16 protein-coding genes and 1 pseudogene are annotated in these 20,312 nt (G+C 72.3%); 10 read left to right on the plus strand and 7 right to left on the minus strand.

The genetic code is table 11. The features are described from left to right. The first annotated feature begins 22 nt into the window (after nucleotides 1-22). On the plus strand, nucleotides 23-412 hold the full coding sequence (locus QQG74_RS24670) for a hypothetical protein (protein ID WP_341717102.1): 390 nt from the start codon (nucleotides 23-25) through the stop codon (nucleotides 410-412). A gap of 43 nt (nucleotides 413-455) precedes the next feature. Here QQG74_RS24670 and QQG74_RS24675 read toward each other — a convergent pair whose 3' ends face one another. Continuing rightward, nucleotides 456-1,385 carry an LLM class F420-dependent oxidoreductase gene (locus QQG74_RS24675; protein WP_341717103.1) on the minus strand — a complete coding sequence of 310 codons (930 nt, stop codon included), beginning with the start codon at nucleotides 1,383-1,385 and terminating at the stop codon, nucleotides 456-458. Between the two features lie 52 nt (nucleotides 1,386-1,437). On the opposite strand from QQG74_RS24675, the pseudogene QQG74_RS24680 reads away from it, so the two are divergent. From QQG74_RS24680 to QQG74_RS24690, 3 genes and pseudogenes are all read left to right on the plus strand, one after another. Beyond that, a pseudogene (locus QQG74_RS24680) lies at nucleotides 1,438-2,013 on the plus strand (ATP-binding cassette domain-containing protein); the annotation flags it as partial. Nucleotides 2,014-2,198: 185 nt separating this feature from the next. Beyond that, nucleotides 2,199-3,725: a DUF6297 family protein gene (locus QQG74_RS24685; RefSeq protein ID WP_341717104.1), complete on the plus strand. Its 1,527-nt coding sequence runs from the start codon at nucleotides 2,199-2,201 to the stop codon at nucleotides 3,723-3,725. A 277-nt stretch (nucleotides 3,726-4,002) separates the two neighbouring features. Continuing rightward, entirely contained in the window at nucleotides 4,003-6,183 is a 2,181-nt protein-coding gene (locus QQG74_RS24690; protein ID WP_341717105.1) for a carbohydrate-binding module family 20 domain-containing protein, read from the plus strand. Between the two features lie 220 nt (nucleotides 6,184-6,403). Here the strand turns inward: QQG74_RS24690 and QQG74_RS24695 are convergent, their stop codons facing one another. The 4 genes from QQG74_RS24695 to QQG74_RS24710 all read right to left on the minus strand — a co-directional run bounded on the left by QQG74_RS24695 (nucleotide 6,404) and on the right by QQG74_RS24710 (nucleotide 11,934). After that, nucleotides 6,404-7,099 carry an ABC transporter permease gene (locus QQG74_RS24695; RefSeq protein ID WP_341717106.1) on the minus strand — a complete coding sequence of 232 codons (696 nt, stop codon included), beginning with the start codon at nucleotides 7,097-7,099 and terminating at the stop codon, nucleotides 6,404-6,406. After that, the gene (locus tag QQG74_RS24700) at nucleotides 7,096-8,013 is read right to left on the minus strand and encodes an ABC transporter ATP-binding protein (RefSeq protein WP_341717107.1); all 918 of its coding nucleotides are present in this window, start codon (nucleotides 8,011-8,013) and stop codon (nucleotides 7,096-7,098) included. The genes QQG74_RS24695 and QQG74_RS24700 overlap by 4 nt, the downstream gene beginning before the upstream one ends. Beyond that, nucleotides 8,010-8,369, minus strand: coding sequence for a GntR family transcriptional regulator (locus tag QQG74_RS24705; RefSeq protein ID WP_341717108.1), 360 nt, complete (start codon nucleotides 8,367-8,369; stop codon nucleotides 8,010-8,012). The genes QQG74_RS24700 and QQG74_RS24705 overlap by 4 nt, the downstream gene beginning before the upstream one ends. Nucleotides 8,370-8,547: 178 nt before the next feature. Beyond that, entirely contained in the window at nucleotides 8,548-11,934 is a 3,387-nt protein-coding gene (locus tag QQG74_RS24710) for a S8 family serine peptidase (RefSeq protein ID WP_341717109.1), read from the minus strand. Between the two features lie 185 nt (nucleotides 11,935-12,119). Here QQG74_RS24710 and QQG74_RS24715 point away from each other — a divergent pair, with 185 nt between their 5' ends. The 4 genes from QQG74_RS24715 (at nucleotide 12,120) to QQG74_RS24730 (ending at nucleotide 16,961) form a co-directional block, all read left to right on the plus strand. Continuing rightward, a complete protein-coding gene (locus tag QQG74_RS24715; RefSeq protein WP_341717110.1) occupies nucleotides 12,120-12,485 on the plus strand; it encodes a YciI family protein in 366 nt (121 codons plus the stop codon). Continuing rightward, nucleotides 12,482-13,714 (plus strand): sigma-70 family RNA polymerase sigma factor, encoded by a 1,233-nt coding sequence (locus tag QQG74_RS24720; RefSeq protein ID WP_341721357.1) that lies wholly within the window; start codon nucleotides 12,482-12,484, stop codon nucleotides 13,712-13,714. Before QQG74_RS24715 ends, QQG74_RS24720 begins: the two co-directional genes overlap by 4 nt. A 99-nt stretch (nucleotides 13,715-13,813) precedes the next feature. Then, the gene (locus QQG74_RS24725) at nucleotides 13,814-14,491 is read left to right on the plus strand and encodes a dihydrofolate reductase family protein (RefSeq protein WP_341717111.1); all 678 of its coding nucleotides are present in this window, start codon (nucleotides 13,814-13,816) and stop codon (nucleotides 14,489-14,491) included. 748 nt (nucleotides 14,492-15,239) lie between these two features. After that, the gene (locus QQG74_RS24730; protein WP_341717112.1) at nucleotides 15,240-16,961 is read left to right on the plus strand and encodes a DUF4173 domain-containing protein; all 1,722 of its coding nucleotides are present in this window, start codon (nucleotides 15,240-15,242) and stop codon (nucleotides 16,959-16,961) included. Nucleotides 16,962-16,989: 28 nt separating this feature from the next. Here QQG74_RS24730 and QQG74_RS24735 read toward each other — a convergent pair whose 3' ends face one another. Both QQG74_RS24735 and QQG74_RS24740 read right to left on the minus strand, forming a co-directional pair. Then, on the minus strand, nucleotides 16,990-18,228 hold the full coding sequence (locus QQG74_RS24735; protein WP_341717113.1) for an acyl-CoA thioesterase/bile acid-CoA:amino acid N-acyltransferase family protein: 1,239 nt from the start codon (nucleotides 18,226-18,228) through the stop codon (nucleotides 16,990-16,992). A gap of 110 nt (nucleotides 18,229-18,338) precedes the next feature. Next, on the minus strand, nucleotides 18,339-19,256 hold the full coding sequence (locus QQG74_RS24740) for an NADP-dependent oxidoreductase (RefSeq protein ID WP_341717114.1): 918 nt from the start codon (nucleotides 19,254-19,256) through the stop codon (nucleotides 18,339-18,341). Between the two features lie 121 nt (nucleotides 19,257-19,377). On the opposite strand from QQG74_RS24740, the gene QQG74_RS24745 reads away from it, so the two are divergent. Next, the gene (locus QQG74_RS24745) at nucleotides 19,378-19,827 is read left to right on the plus strand and encodes a helix-turn-helix domain-containing protein (RefSeq protein ID WP_341721358.1); all 450 of its coding nucleotides are present in this window, start codon (nucleotides 19,378-19,380) and stop codon (nucleotides 19,825-19,827) included. Nucleotides 19,828-19,924: 97 nt separating this feature from the next. After that, the gene (locus tag QQG74_RS24750; RefSeq protein ID WP_341717115.1) at nucleotides 19,925-20,275 is read left to right on the plus strand and encodes a hypothetical protein; all 351 of its coding nucleotides are present in this window, start codon (nucleotides 19,925-19,927) and stop codon (nucleotides 20,273-20,275) included. Nucleotides 20,276-20,312: the final 37 nt, after the last annotated feature.

Genomic DNA, 20,312 nt, shown 5'->3' on the forward strand with positions numbered 1-20,312 from the left:
CCCGTCGGGGAACCCTACGCCGATGAGCAGCTACCGTGATCCCGCCCCTCGCGGCGACGTCTACCCCTCCGAAGAGGAGATCGACCCGACCGGCAGCGGCGTCGAGCCGGCCAGCGGCCCGGTCGGTGCGTACTTCGGGAGCCAGCCCAGCCCACAGCCCGCCCCGACGCCCGGGCCGACGCCCACGCCGCCGCCCACCCCCGGCCCGCCGCCCCGCAGCGAGGTCGGCTCGCGGTCGATCGTCAGTCGGCACCTGGACGGCTCGGTGGAGGTGGTCACCGACTTCGACGGGGACGGCATCGCCGACGTGGTGCAGTTCGACCTCGACGGTGACGGGGTGCCGGATGTCACCTACATCGACAGTGACCGGGACGGCCGGCTGGACACCGTGCTGCGCGCCCCGGCCCACTGACCGCGAGGCTCGGCGGGCGACGACCCCGGCGCCCGGCGACGGCTCAGAGCTGCCGCATCACCTCGGTGGCGACCAGGTCCAGGTGGTCCAGGTCGCTGAGGTCGAGCACCTGGAGGTAGATGCGCTGGGTGCCGGTCTCCGCGTACCGACCGATCCTGTCGACGACCTCGGCCGGCGTGCCGGCCAGCCCGTTCTCGCGCAGTTCGGCCGGCTCCCGGCCGATCGCTTCGGCCCGCCGGGCCACCTCGGCGTCGTCCCGCCCGCAGCAGAGCACCAGCGCGTTGGACCAGGTCAGCTCAGCCGGGTCCCGACCGATCTCCTGGCACGCGGCGCGCATCCGGCCGAACTGGGTGACCGTGTCGGCGATCGAGACGAAGGGCAGGTTGAACTCGTCGGCGTACCGGGCGGCGAGCGCCGGCGTACGCTTCGCGCCCATCCCGCCGAGCAGGATCGGCGGGTGCGGTCGCTGCACCGGCTTGGGCAGTGCGGGCGAGTCGCTTACCTGGTAGTGCTTGCCGGCGAAGTCGAACGTCTCGCCCGGCGGGGTCCGCCACAGACCGGTGATCACGGCCAGCTGCTCGGCCAGTCGGTCGAACCGCTCCCCCAGCCCGGGGAACGGGATTCCGTACGCGCTGTGCTCGGCGTCGTACCAGCCGGTGCCGATGCCCAGCTCGACCCGGCCGCCGCTCATCTGGTCGACCTGGGCGACGGTGATGGCGAGCGGGCCGGGCAGCCGGAACGTCGCGGCGGTCATCAGCGTGCCGAGCCGGATCGATCGGGTGTCGCGGGCCAGTCCGGCCAGGGTGGTCCAGGCGTCGGTGGGGCCGGGTTCGCCACTTACCGAGCCCATCTTGAGGTAGTGGTCGGAGCGGAAGAAGGCGCCGAAGCCGGTCTCCTCGGCGCGACGGGCCACGGCGAGCAGGTCGTCGTAGCTGGCACCCTGCTGAGGTTCGGTGAAGATCCGCAGTTCCATGTGTCGAGCATAGGAAGCCACCGGCCTGGTCGCCTGGATCTAGGGTGAGGCGATGTCCGAGATCGCCGTCGCCGCAGCCGACCTTGAGGTCACCTACGGCAGCGTGACCGTCGTCCGCGACGTCGGGTTCGAGCTGCCGGCCGGTGGCGCGCTCTGCCTGGTCGGTGAGAACGGTGCCGGCAAGTCCACGGTGTTGCGCTGCGTCACCGGCCTGGTCGAGCCGACCGCCGGCTCGGTGCGGGTCTTCGGCGCGCCGCCGGACGGCACGGCCGCGTTCTGGCGCCGGGTGGTGGCCACCGTCGAACACCCCAGCTGGTACGCCGGGCTCACCGTCCGCGAGCACGTGGAGCTGGTCCGGCTGGCCGGCGGCGGTGATCCGGCCGACGGCCGGGTGGACGAGTTGCTCACCGTGCTCGGTTTGCGCGATCTCGGCGACGGCACGCCGGACCGGCTCTCGTCCGGGGAACGGCAGCGGCTGTTGCTGGCCGCTGCCCTGGCCCGCCGGGCCGACCTGCTGGTGCTCGACGAGCCGGAGCAGCGGCTCGACGCGGCGATCCGGCCGGTGGTGGCGGGGCTGCTCGGCGAGCACCTGGCCGACGGTGGAAGCCTGCTGCTGGCCAGCCACGATCCGGCCTTCGTGACCGCGCTCGGCTGCCCGGTGCTGCGGCTGCACAGCGGCGCACCCGCCCCGGACGAGTCGTTCCCGGCCACGCCCGCGCCCGGTGCCCTGGTCGACACGGCACCGGTGATCGGCGGGATCCCGCTGGCTGCCGGGCCGGACCGGTCTGCGGCGGCTGCGCCGGGACCGTACGGATGACGCAGGTCGCCGACCCGCCGGTGCAGCGGGAGCGGGCCGCGGTGACCGCGCGCCGGTTGCGCCGCTGGGTCCGGCGGCGGCGGGCCGGCCGGGGTCGCACGCTGTCGTTGGAGACCGCGTACGTGCTGGTGCTGACGGTGGCGATGGCGGTCGCCCTGGCCGGGCCGCGGCTCGGACCGGCCCTCTGGCCGGAGCAGCCGGTGGCCGGGCCGGACCGGGCGGTGGTGCTGGTGCTGCTGGGCGCGGGTGCCGCCGGACTGGTGCGCCTGCTGCGCGGCCTGGGGCCGCTGGTGCTCGGCCGCGACGAACTGACCTGGCTGCTCCCGGCCCCGGTGGCCCGGCGCGGCCTGCTGCTGCCCGCGCTGGTGCGGGCGCTCACGGTCGGGGCCGTCGCGGGGGCGGTGCTGGCGCTCGCCGGGGTGGCCCGGTTGGCGGCCCGCCCGATCTCCGGGCCCGCGCTGGCCGGGTGGCTGGCCGTGGGTGCCGCCGCTGGTGTGCTGCTCGCGCTGCTCGCGGTGGCCGCCCAGCGAAGGCCGGCCGGTGCCCGCCTGCTGGACGCGGGACTGCCGGCGGTCCTGCTGGCGCTGGGCGCGACCGCGCTGCTCGCCCGGGTGCAGCCACTGCCGGTCCTGCCGCCGGTCGCCGCGCCGCCGCTTGCCCTCACGGTCGCCGTACTCGGTATCGTCGTCGCCCTCACCGCCGTGGCGGTACGCGGCCTGGCGCGGCTGCCCGACGCGCGGCTGTACGAGCCGTCGTTGACCGTCGGCACCTACCTGGACGCGGCGTACGCGGTCGAGCCGTCCTTCGTCGCCGACCTGCGCGAGCGGCGGTACTGGCGGCGGCGGGCGTTGCGGTCCCGGCCGCTGCGGCCCCGGCGCGGCTGGCTCGTACCGTGGCAGCAGGATCTGCTGGTGTTGCGCCGACGCGGGCGGCGGGTGGCGGCGCTGTTCGCGGTGGCCGCGCTGCCGGCGTTGCTCACCACCGGTCCCGGGTGGCTGCCGACGGCGGCCCTGGTGGTGGGCGCGGTCACCGCGGGTGGGGTGACGCTCGACGCGCTGCGCCGCGACGCGGCCCATCCGGCGTTGCTGCGGCTGCTCGGGCTGACCGGCCGGCGGGCGGTGGCGATCCGGCTGATCGTGCCGGCGCTGCTGGCCACCGCCTGGTCCGGGCTGGCCATGGCCGTGCTGAGCTGGCTCGGCGACCTGCCGTCGGGCCCGTGGTGGGCGTTGGGGCTGGCGTTCGGTCCGCTGGCCGCGATGACCGCTGTACGGCGGGCCCAGGCCGGCCGGATCGACAACTCGCTGCCGCTTGTCGAGACGCCGATGGGTGCCATCGCACCCGGCCCGGTGATGTGGCTGGGCAACGGGCTGGACGTGCTGGTGTTCGCGGTGCCGACCCTGTTCGCCCTGCTGGTGAACGTGCAGCCGACCTGGGGCTGGGTCGGGGTGCAGGCCGGGCTTTCGGCCGCCGCCGTGCTGGCGTACGTGCAGTTCGGCGCGGATACCCGCCGCCCTCGGGTGTGAACCCGGCAGCCACCGGTCCACGTTGAGCGATCGCGGCGGGACTGCCGATGGCGCCTACCGCCACCTCGGCGCGGGGACAGCGACACGGACGGAAATTCTTGCAGGGTTTTCAGATGCACACAATAGCCGGCCTGGCATTGCCGCGAAGGATGAAACAGAGGTTCACAACCATCGACACCACTGTTACGGTCACGCAACCACCGCAACTTCTTGCATTACTTGCAGGAATCCTTGCTGTCATCGTGACTGCACCTGACCGTCCCCAGAGGAGGGCTCCGTGCGCATCCCCCGTCCCCGTGCCGCGATCTCCGCGGCCCTGGCCGCGACCCTGGTCGCGGCCGGTCTCACCGCCGTCACCCTCGGCACCACACCCGCCGGCGCGGCCGACGTACGCGCCAACGGCGATGCGATCGTCCACCTGTTCCAGTGGCGGTGGGACTCCATCGCCGACGAATGCGAGACCAACCTCGGCCCGAACGGCTGGGGTGGCGTGCAGGTCTCGCCACCGCAGGAGCATGTGGTGCTGCCCAGCGCCGAGGGCGCCACCTACCCGTGGTGGCAGGACTACCAGCCGGTGTCGTACCGGCTGGACGCCACCCGGCGAGGCACCAGGGCCGAGTTCGTCAACATGGTCGAGCGCTGCCGGGCGCAGGGCGTGAAAATCTATGTGGACATGGTGCTCAACCACATGAGCGGCACCGGTTCGGCCGGCAGCGGACCGGGCAGCGCGGGCACCGTCTACAGCAAGTACAGCTACCCGAACCTGTTCAACGACGGCTCGGGCGACAGCTACGGCTACGCCGACTTCGCGCCCTGCTACCGACGGATCAGCAACTGGGGCAACAAGCAGGAGGTCCAGGACTGCGAGCTACTCGACCTGGCCGACCTCAACACCGCCGACCCGGAGGTACGCCGGAAGATCGCCAAGTACATGAACGCGGTCATCGACCTGGGCGTGGCCGGGTTCCGGGTGGACGCGGCCAAGCACGTGCAGGAGGCACACCTGGCCGACATCATCAACCGGCTGCGTGACGTACCCGGCTTCGGCGGTCGGCCCGACCTCTTCCACGAGGTGTACGGCGACGGGACGATCCCCTACACCGCGTACGCCCCGTACGGCGGAGTGACCAACTTCGACTACCAGCGCGCCGTCTCGTCGGCGTTCCGCGACGGCAACATCGCCCAGTTGGGCAACCTGCCCAACTACGGCGGGCTCACCGCGCAGCAGGCCGTGGTCTTCATCGACAACCACGACACCCAGCGGGAGAACCCGACGCTTACCTACAAGAACGGCGCCCGCTACTACCTGGCGGACACGTTCATGCTGGCCCACCCCTACGGCCGGCCCCAGCTGATGTCGAGTTACGCCTTCGGCTCCGTGCACGGGCAGGGCCCGCCCAGCACCTCAACCGGCAGCACCCTGGCCACCGACTGCGGCAACGGCGCGTGGATCTGCGAGCACCGCAACCCCGGCGTGGCCGGCATGCCGGGCTTCCGCAACGCGGTCGCCGGCACCGGCATCGGATCGGTCGTCACCGAGGGCAACGGCCGGCTGGCCTTCGCCCGGGGCAACCGGGGGTACGCGGCCTTCAACGCCACCGGCAGCACGTGGAGCCGCAGCTTCGACACCTCGCTGCCGGACGGCCGCTACTGCAACGTCGGCCGGGGCCGGTACGACCGCTCCACCGGGGCCTGCCCGGGCGGCGTGGTGACCGTCTCCGGCGGTGCCTTCACCGCGTCGATCCCCGCAGACCAGGCCGTCGCCCTGCACGTCGAGGCCCGCCTGGACGGCCCGGCGCCCACTCCCACGGCCACGCCGACCGCCGGGCCGACCGGCTCGCCGACGCCGACCCCGAGCCCGTCCAACCCGGCCGGGGCCACCCGGTTCACCGCGACCGTGACCACCACCCCCGGTCAGGAGGTGTACGTGGTCGGCTCGCTTCCGCAGCTCGGCTCCTGGAACCCGGCGAACGGGGTGCCGCTCTCCACCACGTCGGGCAGCTACCCGACCTGGACCGGGTCGGTGGACCTCCCGGCCGGCACCGCCTTCGAATGGAAGCTGGTGAAGGTCGGCAACGGCACGGTGCAGTGGGAGAACGATCCGAACCGTACCGGCACCGCCGGCACGGCCATCACCGCCAGCTGGAACCAACCTGCCGGCAACCCGCCGGGCGATGCGACTGTCTCCTTCCGGGCCACCGCCACCACCACCCTGGGCCAGCACCTCTACGTCGTCGGTGACCTGCCCGCGCTCGGTGGCTGGGATCCGGCCCGGGGCGTACGCCTCTCGCCCACCGGCTACCCGGTCTGGACCGGCGAGCTGAGCCTGCCGACCGGCACCGCGTTCTCCTACAAGTACGTCAAGCGCACCGACGCCGGCCAGGTGGTCTGGGAGTCGGGCGCAAACCGTACGGCCACCGCCACCGGACCGCTCACCCTGACCGACACCTGGCGCTGACCGACACCCTGGCACTGACCGACACCCTGGCACTGACCGGCACCCTGGCACTGACCGGCACCCTGGCACTGACCGGCACCCTGGCGCTGACGGCAGCATCGCGCGGCCCCTCCCGAGTTCGATCGGGAGGGGCCGCCCCCGTTGCGCGGGTCGGGTAGCTGTCGTGGCGTTAAAAGGGGGCCCCTGCTCTACACCAGGCGTTAATAAGGGGCCCTTCCTTTCACGGGGTTGCGCGGCGGATGATGAGCCAGCTGACGATGGCGAGCGGGATAGCGAGCAGTGCGGGATAGCCCACCAGCAGGGCCGCGCCGGACTGGTCGGCGAACCATTCGCCGATCGCCGGCCACCAGCCCCGCCAGGAGGCCAGCACCGCCGCACCGCCGAACACGACGAGCGACAGGGTGCCGAGCGTGAGCATGCCGTTGACACCCCACCGCTTGAACACCAACGCGATGGCCATGCCCAGGAAGCCGAGCAGCAGGAACGGGATCGCGAAGCCGAGGAACCGCAGTACCGGGTGCTCCACCAGCAGGAACGGCAGGCCGAAGAAGCGCAGTCCAATGCCCCAGCCGCCGGTCGCCTCCTCGGTGACGGCCAACAGGTAGAGCACAGCGGCGTAGCTGATCGCCTGTGCCCCGAACTGGAGGACGTTGCCGAGGTAGAAGCTGCGGCGCGAGACGCCCAGGCCGATCGCGAACGGGAAGTCCTGCGTGATTGTGGTGATGCAGGCGACGAGCATCACGATGTAGATGCTGAGCAGGCCACCGGTGGTCGGTTCGGCTTCGATGGGTTCGCGCATGGCGGTGAAGAGCGCCAGGTTGATGAAGAAGCTGAGGGCGAGGATCCCCCAGGGCCAGCCGACCACGAGGGGCCAGGCGACGAACTGGAGCCGGGCGACGGTCAGGGCTCGGTTCATCGGAGTGCCTCCTTGCTGGTCGCCCCGGCGGTGGCCGGCGCGGCGCCGTTGGTCGCGGTGGTCAGGCGGACGACGGTGTCCTGGAGCGAGGAGGCTTCCAGGGTGAGGCCGAGGGTGCGGGCGCGGTCGTGCTCGGCCGGGCCGAAGTCGCCGCGTACGGTGGCGCGGGCCGTTCCGCCGAGCAACATCCGGTGTAGTTCGGCACCGGTACGTGCGAACTCGTCCACCGCGGCGACCGGGCCGGACACGGTGAGTACCTGACCGCGCAGCGCCTCCGTCTCCGCATCCAGCAGCAGCCGACCCCGGTCGATCAGCAGCACGTGCTCGATCAGGTCGCTCACCTCGTCGATGAGGTGGGTGGAGAGCACGATCGTGCGGGGGTGCTCGGTGTAGTCGGCCAGCAGGCGGTCGTAGAAGATCTGCCGGGCGACGGCGTCCAGGCCGAGGTACGGCTCGTCGAAGAAGGTGAGCGGGGCCCGGGAGGCCAGCCCGATGATGATGCCGAGTGAGGAGAGCATGCCCCGGGACAGCTTGCTGACGGCGCGCCGCAGCGGCAGCCGGAAATCGTCGACCAACTGCTTGGCGAACTCGTCGTCCCAGCCCGGGTGGACCAGGCTGGCCGCGCGCAGCACGTAGTGCACGGCCATCGACGGGTACGTCTGGCTCTCCTTGATGAAGGAGATGCGGGACAGCACCGCCTCGTTCTCGTACGGGTGCTGCCCGAAGACCGTGACCTCGCCGGAGGTGGCGAAGTGCTGCGCGGTGAGGATCTGCATCAGGGTGGTCTTGCCGGCCCCGTTGCGGCCCAGCAGCCCGTAGATCCGGTTCTCGGTGAGCGAGAAACTGATCCCGTCCAGCGCGGTGACCTCCCGGTACCGCTTGGTCAGATTGCTGACGGTGACGACCGGGCTCATCGGGACCCCTCCCACGTGTCGATCATGTGTTTGAGTTCCGCCGGGTCGATGCCGAGCTTGCGCGCCTCGGTGAGCAGCGGTTGGACGTACTGCCGAGCGAAGTCGTCGCGACGCCGGCCGCGCAGCTTCGCGCGGGCGCCGGAGGAGACGAACATCCCGATTCCTCGTTTCTTGTAGAGCGTTCCGTCGTCGACCAGCTTGTTGACGCCCTTGGCTGCGGTGGCGGGGTTGATTCGGTGAAAGGCCGCCAACTCGTTCGTGGACGGCACCTGCGCCTCCTCGGCCAGCGTCCCGTCCAGGATCGAGTTCTCCAGCAGCTCCGCGATCTGGAGAAAGATCGGTCGCCCGTCCTCCATCACATCCACCACCGTGACTCGCCGCCCTGGTTGGCCGGTTCACTACTCATGTAACTAACCATGCAACCACGGTGCCTCTGCTGTCAAGCGAACGTGCCGCCCGGTCGCGGTGACCGGGCGGCACGTCAGCAGGTTGTGGTTGTGGTGTTAATAGGGGGCCCCTGCTCTACCCCAGGCGTTAGAAGGGGGCCCCTCCTTTCAGCCGGTAGGCGCGGATGATCGTCTGGTCGATCGTGTTGCCCTGCCGGTCGGCGACCGAGGTACGCAGCGACACGTAGCCGTTGCCCCGGGGATGCTGGACCGTCGCGGTCCAGTTCTTGCCGGCGGCCTTGACCTTGGCCGGCTGCCAGGTCCTGCCGTCGTCGTACGAGACCTGCACGGTGACCCGCTTCGGCGTGACCGACGCCCCTTCGTTGCCGATGACCCGCAGCGGGATGTCGAAGCGTCGGCCGGCGGGTGCCGCGGAGTTGCGGTCGAGCTTCGGGGCGTACCGCACCACCATCATCGGCAGCAGCGCCCAGTCTGCTCCGTCGGGTCGGGCGGAGCGGAACCGCCAGGTCAGCGCGACCTCGGTGGACAGCTCAGCGATGCTGCGCCGGGCCGAGGCCTCCAGCCGGTACGCCGCCGGCTGCGCCGGCACCTCGAAGATGCCGAAGCCGGCCTCCTGCGCGCCGGTCCATTCGTCGATCAGCTCGTCGCCCCGGTAGAGCGCGGTCCGCTCGGCGTCGGCAGTGGAGATGCCGCCGTGCCCGGCCGCGTCACCGTGCATCGGGATGTCCACCAGGATCACGTCCTCGATCCGGGCGGCGCTGCCGCTCGGGCTGCCGGTCCGCAGCAGGGTCGGCCCGATCGGTGCGCCGTTCCACACGTCCTGGTAGGACCGGCCGGCCCGGTACCGCTGGGCCTCGCCGAAGAGCACCTTCCGGAACTCCCCGTACTCCTCGTCCTCGGCGCGCTGCTCGAAGTAGAGGCTGCCGGCCCAGGCGACTCCCTTGGTGCTGTGGTACTCGGTCCACCTGTCGCTCACCGGCACCGGCATGCCGAAGGTCGACCCGTACACGCCGTCGAACGCCGCGGACATGTCCCGATCGACGTGGTTGCCGACCCGCTCGCCGCGCAACTCGTGCCGCACGGTGGCCAGCTCCGAACGCCGGACGTCCTTGCGGTACCCGGTGGGCAGCCGACCCGGGAATCCCTCACCCAGGTGATAGAGGTGCGGGCCGCCCGCGCCGCCGGGCCGCACCCACTGGTGCGCCACCATGCTGCTGAGGTGGTCCGCGTTCTTCTGGCTACCGAGCTGGGCCGAGTGGATGGTGGTGAAGTCCTCGGCCATGACGCCGATCAGCCCGTACGCCCCGTCGGACAACTCGACCACCATCGCCATCTGGACCAGGGCCAGCCGGGCGGCGCGGTCCGGCACGGTGGCCCTGATCGGCTTGGCCTTGCGGGCGTCCAGGCTGACCGTGGCGTCCCGGGTCAGGTTGAGCTCGGGTTGGGCCAGCAGACTGCTGCGCACCTGGTCGTCGTACTCGTCGATGACGCTTGTCACGGCGTACCGGCCGGTGGGGACCCGGACGGTGACGGCGCCGTCGACCGCGCTGTAGACGACCTCCACGGTCGGTACGTCGATGCCGCTGATCAGGGTGAAGAAGGCGTCGGCCGGCCCACCTGTGGAGTCCAGGTGGTTGACGGTCAGGTTGTAGCTCTCCACCTCGCGGTGCACCCCGACCGGAACGACCGTGCGGACCTGGCCGGCGGTGGCGACCAGGTGCCCGCTGTAGTAGCCGTCCGCCCCGTCGACGCTGGTGTCGACGGTGGCCGCCACCTCGGCGGTGCCGCCCGCCGGCACGGTGACCTGGGACGCGGCGGTGCGGAACATGCCCTCCGGCGCCGGCTTGCCGTCCGGGCCGGTGACCTGCCAGGCCAGGTCGAGAGTGAGCGCCTCGGTCCCGTCGTTGCGGTACGTCACGGTCCGGGTGATCGGCTCGTCGTCCTGGTGCGGCCAGAGCGTGCGGCCGTACGACACGCTCGGCGGATCGGCGGTCACCGGCTGGCCGATGGCCCGCGCCACGTCGACCAGGCCGGCCCCCTGCTGGTACGCGGTGTCACCCGGCCGCGGGTTGGCCGAGCCCATCAGGGCGGCCTTGAGCCGGGTCGCGTCCCACTCGGGGTGCTGCTGGGCGAGCAGCGCCGCCGCCCCCGCGACGTGCGGGGCGGCCATCGAGGTACCGGACTCGGCGACGTAGTGGTCGCCGACCGGGATGCCCATCACGCCCTCGGCCGCCTTCGCCGCGACGATCCCGACCCCGGGCGCGGTGATGTCGGGCTTCACCGCGTCGTCACCGACACGCGCGCCCCGGCTGGAGAAGTCGGCGAGGGAACCGTCCCGGTCGACCGCCCCGACGGTAAGCGCCGCGTCCGCGCTGCCCGGCGAACCGACCGTACGATCGGTCGGCCCCTCGTTGCCGGCGGAGATCACGAAGAGCGCCCCGGTCTGTGCGGTGAGCGTGTTCACCGCCTCCTCGAACGGGTCGACCTCCGGCCCGTCCGAGCCGCCCAGGCTCATGTTGATGACGTCGGCCTGCTTGTCCACGGCGGCCCAGTGCATCGCCTCGATGATCGCCGAGTCGTCGCACCAGTACTCGCAGACCTTCGCGGAGACCAACGTGGCGTCCGGGGCGACCCCCCGGTACCGCCCGTCCGAGGCGGCACCGCTGCCGGCAATCGTCGACGCCACGTGCGTGCCGTGCCCGAACCGGTCCACCGCGTCGGTCTCCGGCAGGAAGCTGACCGCCTCGGTCACCACGTCGGCCAGGTCGGGATGGGTCAGATCGACACCACTGTCGATGACCGCCACGGTCACCCCGGCGCCGGTGAACCCGGCCTCGTACGCCGCAGGTGCCCCGATCTGCTGCACGCCCCGGTCCACCGCCGGCCGACGCTTGCCGTCGAGCCAGATCCGCTCGATCCCGGCGATCTCACCGGCGTCGGCCGCCCGATCGGCGGTCAGCTCCGTCCAGACCTCGGCCAGGTCGTCCTTTGCCGCGCTGACCGCCGCGCCCTCGATGGCCGGAAGTTCACGGTCGACGCGGATCTCGTCACCGGGCAGCGACGAACCACCCCGCCGGGCGGCTGCCCCGTCCGGGTACGCCACGATCATCGGCAGGCGCTCGCGGGCCGCGTCGTGGTAGCCGTACTCGATCAGCTTGTTGACGTTGAACAGCCGGCGGTCCAGCACGCCGGAGCCGATCAGCGGTACCGCGTCCGCGGGAATGACGTGCAGCTCACCGCCGATCTCGTGGGTGGTGAACCGGATGCTCGCGCGGTCCTTCGCCGGGCGGATCGTCACCCGGTCGGCCCGGCCGACCGTGACCCGGTCCCCGGTGATCAGTGTGACCGTGGCCGGTTGGTCGAGGGCCCCCGCCGCCGGCACGGCGCCTCGACCCGGCCCGCTGCCCCGCCCCGGCTCGCCGCCCCCACCGGGTGCGGCCCAGCCGGGTTGCCCCAGCCCCAGGACGAGAGCGGCGGCCAGCCCGGCCGCACCGACCCGTTTGTGTCTCCTCACCAAGACCTCCCCATCGAAGGATCGAGAACTACGAACATTCTCCAGAGCAGAGATAAGGATCCTGTTAGGACGATCTAGCGAACTCTGACAGATATCGGTCTGCTAGCTCGCCACGCCGGATGTCACGGCAGGTGCTTGCCCTCGGGCCGACCGTTGGCGAGCATGACCCCTCAGGAGGGCGGCGCGTGAAGTACCTGATGTTGATTTACGGCAACGAAGAGATCTGGGGCAGCCTCCCGGAAGACGAGCTGGCCACCTTGATCGGCAACGTGGACGCCTTCAACGAGGCGCTGCGCGCCTCAGGTGAGTTGGTGGACTCGCAGGGGTTGCAGACCCGACCCCGGGCAGTGCGCATCGTCGAGGGCGCGCCGGTCGTCACCGACGGGCCGTACCTGGAGGCCAAGGAGTACGTCGGCTCGTACTTCGTGGTCGACGTGGCAAGTGAGCAGCGGGCGATGGAGATCGCCCGGTCGTACCCGGGGCTGCGGTTCGCCGCCGGGGCCGGTGGCGGTCTGGAGGTCTGGCCCCTGATGACCCGGGACGAGCGCTGAGCCTCGACGAGGCCGACGTCGATCTGCTGCGCCGACTCGCCCCGCAGGTGCTCGGTGCCCTGGTGCGTCGGCACGGTGACTTCGCCCGGGCCGAGGACGCGGTGCAGGACGCCCTGGTGGCCGCCGTCGAGCAGTGGCCCCGGACGGGCGTACCGGAGCATCCGGCGAGCTGGCTGCACACCGTGGCCAGCCGCCGCTACATCGACCAGGTACGCGCCGAGGCCGCCCGGATCCGCCGCGAGCGTACGGCGCACGACGCCACCCCGCGGGACGCGCTTGTCGCGCCGCCGCCCGACGTCGAGGCACCCCGCGACGACCTGCTGGAACTGTTCCTGCTCTGCTGCCATCCGGCGCTGCCCGCGTCGGCACAACTGGCCCTCACCCTGCGCGCGGTGGGCGGGCTGACCACCGCCGAGGTCGCGGCGGCCTTCCTGGTGCCGGAGAAGACCATGGGGCAGCGGATCTCCCGGGCCAAGCAGCGGCTCCGGGAGGCCGGCGCCCGGTTCGCGCCGGCACCGGCGACGGAGCGGGGCGCACGGCTGGCGGTGGTCCGCCAGGTGCTGTACCTGATGTTCAACGAGGGCTACACCGCGAGCAGCGGCCCGGCACTACTCCGGCCCGACCTGACCCGGCAGGCGTTGCGACTGGCTCGCCGGCTGCACGAGCGGTTACCCGACGACGGGGAGACCGCGGGCCTGCTGGCGCTGATGCTGCTGACCGAGGCGCGGGCCACCACCCGGGTCGGCCCGGGCGGCGAGCTGGTTCCGCTGGCCGACCAGGACCGCCGACGGTGGGACCGGGCGGCCATCGTCGAGGGCTGTGCGCTGCTGACCCGAAGCCTGTCCACCTCGCCGCCGGGTCCGTACCAGGTCCAGGCCGCCATCGCGGCGGTGCACGCCGAGGCACCGAGCACGGCGGCGACCGACTGGCCGCAGGTGCTGGCCCTCTACGAGCTGCTGGAGCGGCTGGCCCCCAATCCGGTGGCCACGCTGAACCGGGCGGTGGCGGTCGGCATGGTGCACGGCCCCGCCGCCGGGCTGGACCTGCTGGCCGAACTGGAGTCGGGGTTGCTCGCCGGACACCACCGGCGGCACGCCGTCCGCGCCCACCTGTTGGAGCTGGCCGGTGACCGGGCTGCCGCCGTCGTGGCCTGGCGGCAGGCGGCGGAACTCGCCGGCAGCGAGCCCGAGCGGCGGTACCTGCTGGGCCGAGCCGCCGCAGCACAGTGATCTGGATCACGTCGAAGGCTGGTAGAAGTGACGAGCACGGCTCCGATCCATCGGTGAGCAGGCCCCGAGTTGGGCGCCGCCGAACCGAGAGGAACGAACGTGACAAAGGTGACCGCGCAGCTGTCGGTTTCGCTTGACGGTTTCTACGCCGGCCCACGGCACGACGGCAACGGCGACTGGATAACGTCCGCGGAGAGCCACGGCTTCTACCGGGTGACCCGCTGGGCCACCGAGGCGATGGCCTGGCGGGAACGGCAGGGCATCACCGGCGGCCGGCGCGACGTCAACTCCGAGATCATCGCGGAGTCGTTCGGCGCGGCCGGTGCGTACGTGATGGGCCGCCGGATGGCCGACGGCGGTGAGGTGCCCTGGGGCGACGAACCCCCGTTCCGCGCCCCGGTCTTCGTGGTGACCCACCGGCCCCGCGAGCGGGTGGTACGCCAGGGCGGCACCAGCTTCACCTACGTCACCGACGGGGTGGCGAGCGCGGTGGCGCAGGCCCGGGCCGCGGCGGGCGGCAAGGACGTGGCGGTGGCCGGCGGCGGCAGCCTGGTCCGGCAGGTGCTGCGCGCCGGCCTGCTCGACGAGTTGGAACTGCACGTGGCGCCGGTCGTGCTGGGCACCGGCATGCGCCTGCTCGACGCCGACCTCGGCCTGGACGAGTTCGAGGCGATCGAACTGACGCCCACCCGCGTCGTGCCCGACCCCCAGGTCACCCACATCCGGTACGCCGTAACCGGCCGCGCCCCCCTCACCCTCGACTCCCGTGGGAGGTAAGGAAGGGCCCCCTATTAACGCCTCAGGTAGTAGAAGGGCCCCTTTTTAACACTTCTCGCGGGGCCCGGCGGAGTCGCTGGCGTCGGTACGGGACAACGCAAGCGGGCGCCCAGTCCTAGAGTGACGGCAACTTTCGATCTAGGAGGGCGCGGTGTCCGAGCCGCCACCCGTCGGGAATTCCTCGCGCGCCGAAGAAGCCGACGTGCCTGTACCCACCGATGCCAGGACGGTAGATCCGGCGGGGGCGGCACCCCAGCTACTGGTCGTGCCGCCCACCGCGGGACTGTCGCCAATCGTCTGGCCCGGTCCGGCCGACCAGCCCGCCTGGGCCATTCCGGTGACCGTCCCGCCCGGCACCAGGGGTTACGCCATCTTCCTCCCCCTGGTGGCGACCGCCGAGGAGCCGATTGCCGGGGCGGCCGGCACGAAACCGGCGGCAGCGCCAGTTGGCACAGAGCACGCAACGCCAGCCGGCACAGAGCACGCAACGCCAGCCGGCACAGAGCAGGCAACGCCAGCCGCGGTGAAGCAGGCGGCGCCAGTTGGCCAGGGCACACCGGCAGAGCCGGCAGCGCCAGCCGGTGCGGAGCCGGAAGCGCCAGCCCACGAGGCAACGCGAACCGATGCAGAGCTGGCCGGTGACCGGACGCCGGCAGTGCCAGCCGGTGCAGGGCCGGCAACGCCAGCCCACGACGGGACGCCGGCAGCACCGGCCGCCCGTGGCACCACGGGCGAGACAACAGCGGCGGTGGGTGCGGCGGCGGCAGCGCGGGCCGGACAGGGCACGCCGGCAGTGCCGGTCGCGGTGCAGGCGTCCGGCACGCCCCGGGTGGAAGCTGCGCCACCGGCGGTGGTCGGCGGGCTCGGGCCCGCACCGGTGCCGGGCAACCATGGCCCGCAGCCGGCACTGCCCGCCTACCAGATGGCCCGCTCACCGTACGACTTTCGGCGGCAACCTCTGCCGCCGTCGTTCCTACAGCGGGCGTGGCCCGGGCCCGCGCCGGCCGGTGACCGGTCCAGCGTCCTGGCCGTGCTGGCCGGCGCGCTCGGCGTGGCGGCGCTCGTGCCGCTCGGTCGTACCGGCATCGGTTGGTTTCTCGGCTGGCTGGTGCTCACCGCCAGCGTCACCGTGGCGGTGTGGCGGCACACCGAACGGATGCCCCGCGCGGAGCGCTGGGTCCGGGCCGGCTGGGCGGGTGCGGCGCTGGCGCTGCTCGCGGTGCTCGGCTTCCGCAACGCCTGGTGGCTGGTGACGTTCTGCGTGCTCGGGGCGCTGGGCTGCGCGGCGCTGGCGATCGTCGACGGTCGTCGGCTCAGATCGATCCTGTTCAGCCTGGCCGCCGCACCGATCGCAGCGGTACGCGGCCTGCCCTGGGTGCGTACCCAGGTCCGGGCGCCCGGCAGTCCCGGTAGCGTGCGCCGCGTCGTCGGGTCGGTGGCCGCCACCGTGGTCGTGCTGCTGGTCTTCGGCCCGCTGCTCTCCTCGGCCGACGCCGCCTTCTCCCAGGTGCTCGGTGCCGTCATTCCGGAGATCAGCATCGGTGGCGTGTTCCGATGGCTGTTCCTCGCGGCCATGGGCGGCCTGATCGCGGTGGCGGCCGTCTACACGATCGCCGCGCCGCCCGATTTGTCCATGGTGGACCGACCCAGCAGCCGCCGGGTCGGCCTGCTCGAATGGGCACCGCCGATCGCCGCCCTGACCGCCCTGTTCGGCGGCTTCGTCGCGGTGCAGTTCACCGTGCTCTTCGGCGGGCAGCGGCACGTGCTGGAGACCACCGGTCTCAGCTACGCCGAGTACGCCCGCAGCGGCTTCTGGCAACTGGTCGTCGTCACCCTGCTGACCCTGGCGGTGCTCGGCGCGGTGACCCGGTGGGCCCGCCGGGACCGGCGCGTCGACCGGGTGCTGCTGCGGGTCATGCTCGGCCTGCTCAGCGCGCTGACCGTGGTCATCGTGGTGTCGGCACTGTCCCGGATGTACACGTACCAGAAGGTGTACAGCTTCACCGGTGAGCGGATCTTCGTGATGGCGTTCGAGCTGCTGCTCGGTGCGATCTTCCTGATGATCCTGGTGGCCGGCATCCGCTGGCGCGGCGGTTGGATTCCGCGACTGGCGGCGGCGCTGGGGGTGGTGATGCTGCTCGGGCTGGCGGTGCTCAATCCCGAGGACTACGCGGCCCGCCGCAACGTCGCCCGGTACGAGCAGACCGGCCGGATCGACGCCTGGTACCTACGCGCGCTCTCCGCCGACGCCACGCCCGCCCTGGCCGCCCTGCCCGATCCGGTACGCCGCTGCACGCTTAGTTGGATCGCCGACGACCTGGCCGAACCGGACCCGTGGTACGCCTGGAACCGGGGCCGCGACCGGGCCCGGGCGGTGCTCGATCGGCTGGGGCCCGAGGCCATCGGCAACCAGCGCGACTGCCGCCGCGCCGACCAGTTCGACCTGCCGAAGACCCGGTCACCGCGCTGACCGACCCGGTGTTCAAGCCCGGCGCGACTCAGGAGTTGGCCAGGAACTCCAGGACCTGGGGCCAGCCGTCGCGCCGGGCTGCGGCGTCGCCCGGCCGGGTGCCGCCGAGCGACAGGTCACCGGTGGACGTCCGGTACACCGTCGTCGCCGGCAGGTACGGGAAGGTGCCGACCCGGTGGCCCGAGTCCGGATAGAACAACGCGCGGTGCGGGGACCCGCCGAGGGCGTGTATCAACTCGGCGGTGAACCAGGCCGCCGGCCAGACCTCGTCGTCCTCACCGGTGACGGCCAGCACCGGCCCGTCGATCCGGTCGAGCGGGACCGGGCCGAGCGGGACCGGGCGGCCGTCAAGGGTCCAGGCGGCTGCGCCGGTCTCGGGGTAACCCGGGTTCACCCAGTTGCTCGGCGCGTACACCACGACCGCCCGGACCAGCTCGGGATACCACTGGGCGAGCAGCAGGGCGGCCTCCGAGCCCCGGGAGTAGCCCCAGGCCACCACCTCGCCGCCGGAGTGCCGGCCGAGCAGCCCGGCGGCGGTGGCGAAATACTCCAACGGGATGTCGTGCAGCGCCGCCAGTAGGTCCGCCGCACCGAAGTAGGCCAGGCAGAGCACCGGATGCCCCCGGGAGGCGAGCAGCGGTGCCTCGTACCGCCCGCCGAGCCCGCCCTCGGAGCCGCCGAGCAACAGCACGCCGGGCCGGCGCGGCACGTCGGGCGGCGGCAGCACGAGCATTCCGCGTACGCCGTCGGTCGCCGGGGACAGCTCGGCGAAGGTGACGTCGCCGGTGGTCCAGTCCCGACGTACGGTGGCGGCGGCCGATTCGCGCTGGCCGGCGGCGGCGGAGAGCCGGACCGGGAAGTGCCCCCGCAGGTGCGGCCATTCCGGTGCGAAGTGCGAGGCGTCGCCGTCGACCGGGTCCATCGACCAGAACGGCCCCATCGGGTCGACGCCGGCGTACGAGCCGTCGATCGGGGCGTCCTGCGACACGTCCACCACACCGTTGGCGTCGGCGACGAAGGTGCCCCGCGACCGCCACAGCCGACCGGAGCGGTCGTCGGCCTCGGCGGAGACCACCACCCGCTCCCCTGCTGCCAGACCACCGACGCGGATCCGTAGCGGCTCGTCGGCGAGCGCGGACGCGGGCGTCACGGCGAGGCTCAGGCGCGCGGCACCGCCCACCCCACGGTCGCCACCGACGCAGCTGCCCAGCAACAGCAGCACCACGGCGGCTGGCAGGATCCGGCTCGCCACCCGACGGCTTCGCATAGACGGAACAGGATATCGCAATCGCCGGCCCGGTCGGTGACGCTGCGGAGTTCAGCGGTGGTGGCCGCCGGAGACCTCGATGTCCTGACCGGCTGCCGGGGTCACCCTGCTCACGGCCGGAGCACGTAGCGACCGCGTACCCCGCCCTTGGCCATCGCCCGGTGTGCCTCGGCGACCCGGTCCAGCGGCAGCACGGTGTGCACCCGGGCCGGCAGGTCACCGGAGGCGGCGCGGGCGAGCAGGTCGGCCAGCCGGGTACCGTCGGGCCGCGTTTCCACCACGGCTACCGCGATGGAGCGCTCTGCGGCCGGCTGGGCGTTCGGCCGGACCCCGACGAACGCTCCGCCGTCGCGGACCAGGGCGAGGGCCTGCTGCTGCAAGGCGGCACCGTCGGCGACCGCGTCCCAGCCCGGCACGGTCCGCGTGGTGAAGCCTGCGCCGAGGCCGCGGACGAACTCCTCGTCCTCGGCTCGGGCCAGGCCGGTCACCCGCCAGCCCCGCTCGGGCGCGAGGACCGCGACGTATCCCCCGACCGCGCCGGCCGCCCCGGTCACCAGCAGTCGGTCTCCGTCGGCGGGCGCGTCGCCGAGCAGGTCGACGATCTGTGCGGCGGCCAGCCCGTTCAGCGGTACCGTCGCCGCCGCCACCAGGTCCAGCCCATCGGGTACGACGGCGAGGTCGGCGGCGGGCACGACAAGCTGTTCGGCGTACGTGCCGAAGTCGCGGTCGAAGCCGACCACCAGACCGGCGACCCGGGTACCGACGGCCAACTGCACGCCGGCACCGGTGGCCCCGACGATGCCGGCGAAGTCCCAGCCCAGGCCGGTGTGGTGCGGCTGGTTGATCAGCCCCAGGTGGTGGAAGTAGCCAGCGGCAACTCCGAGGTCGACAGGGTTGACCGGTGCAGCGGCGACCTGCACCCGGACCTCGCCGGGCCCGGGTTCGATCAGGGGAACGTCGATGATCTCGACAGCACCCGGTCCGTCGGAGGTGCGGACGACGGCGGTGCGGAAGGTGGGCGTACGCAAGGTGTGCTCCTGGTGTCTTGTCGCAGCGGTTGTCCTGCACCACGATGGATGGGTAACTCCCCAACGGGAAGTACGCACCTCGAAGTGCGTAAGTCACCCCCTCGGCAGGAAGGAGCGGCCGATCCCCACGCAGACGGCAGCCCAGCAGCGCGCCCAGATGCGGGCGGATTACGACGCGTTCCTGGCCGGCTGCCCCAGCCGGCAGCTGCTCGACCGGATCTCCGACAAGTGGGTCGCGCTGATCCTGGCCGCACTCGGCCGCGACGGTCCGGACCGCCCCGGCGACGAGCGGACCGGCGGGCCACGGGCGATGCGTTACTCCGAGCTGTCCCGCAGACTGGCCGGGGTCAGCCAGAAGATGCTCACCCAGACCCTGCGTTCCCTTGAGCGCGACGGCCTGCTCACCCGTACCGTGATCCCGACCGTGCCGGTGACCGTCAGCTACGAGCTGACCGACCTCGGTCTCTCCCTCCACGACCTGATGCGCGGGATCAAGGCATGGGCCGAGGCACACATGGACGAGGTTCACACCAATCGCGAGAAGTACGACGCGGCCCAGCGCGCAACTTGACACCCTTCCCGATGTGCGGCCGGTCACCGCCCGCGCGGGGTTCCCACCCCCCAGCCGCGTACGGCCCCCGGCCGGTCACACCACTCCTGCGCGGTCGGTGGTCCTGGCCACGCTCTACCACCGCGACCGCCCCTTTGATCAGTCCTTCCTGGACTTCTTCGACGGTCAACTCCGCCCGGTGCTCGTCGAGACCGGAGCCGCACCACTCGCCTGCCTGAAGACCGAGCACGCCGAGAACACCTTCCCGGCGCTACCGGTACGCGTCGGCGAGAACGTCTTCGTCTGGTTCGCACGCTTCCCCAGCCAGGCCGAACTCGACAGCCACCTGCACCGGCTGGAACGCTCGGACCGCTGGCGTGATCACCTGCAACCGGCCCTGTCGACCATGCTCGACAGCCCACCGCAGCAGCTGCGGCTGGCCCCGACCGCCCGGTCGTTGCTGAGCTGAGGAACTTCTGCGCGCAAACGCCGGACCCGGCGGACCC

Origin of the sequence: Micromonospora sp. FIMYZ51 (assembly GCF_038246755.1) — a bacterium.
Classification (GTDB): Bacteria; Actinomycetota; Actinomycetes; order Mycobacteriales; family Micromonosporaceae; genus Micromonospora.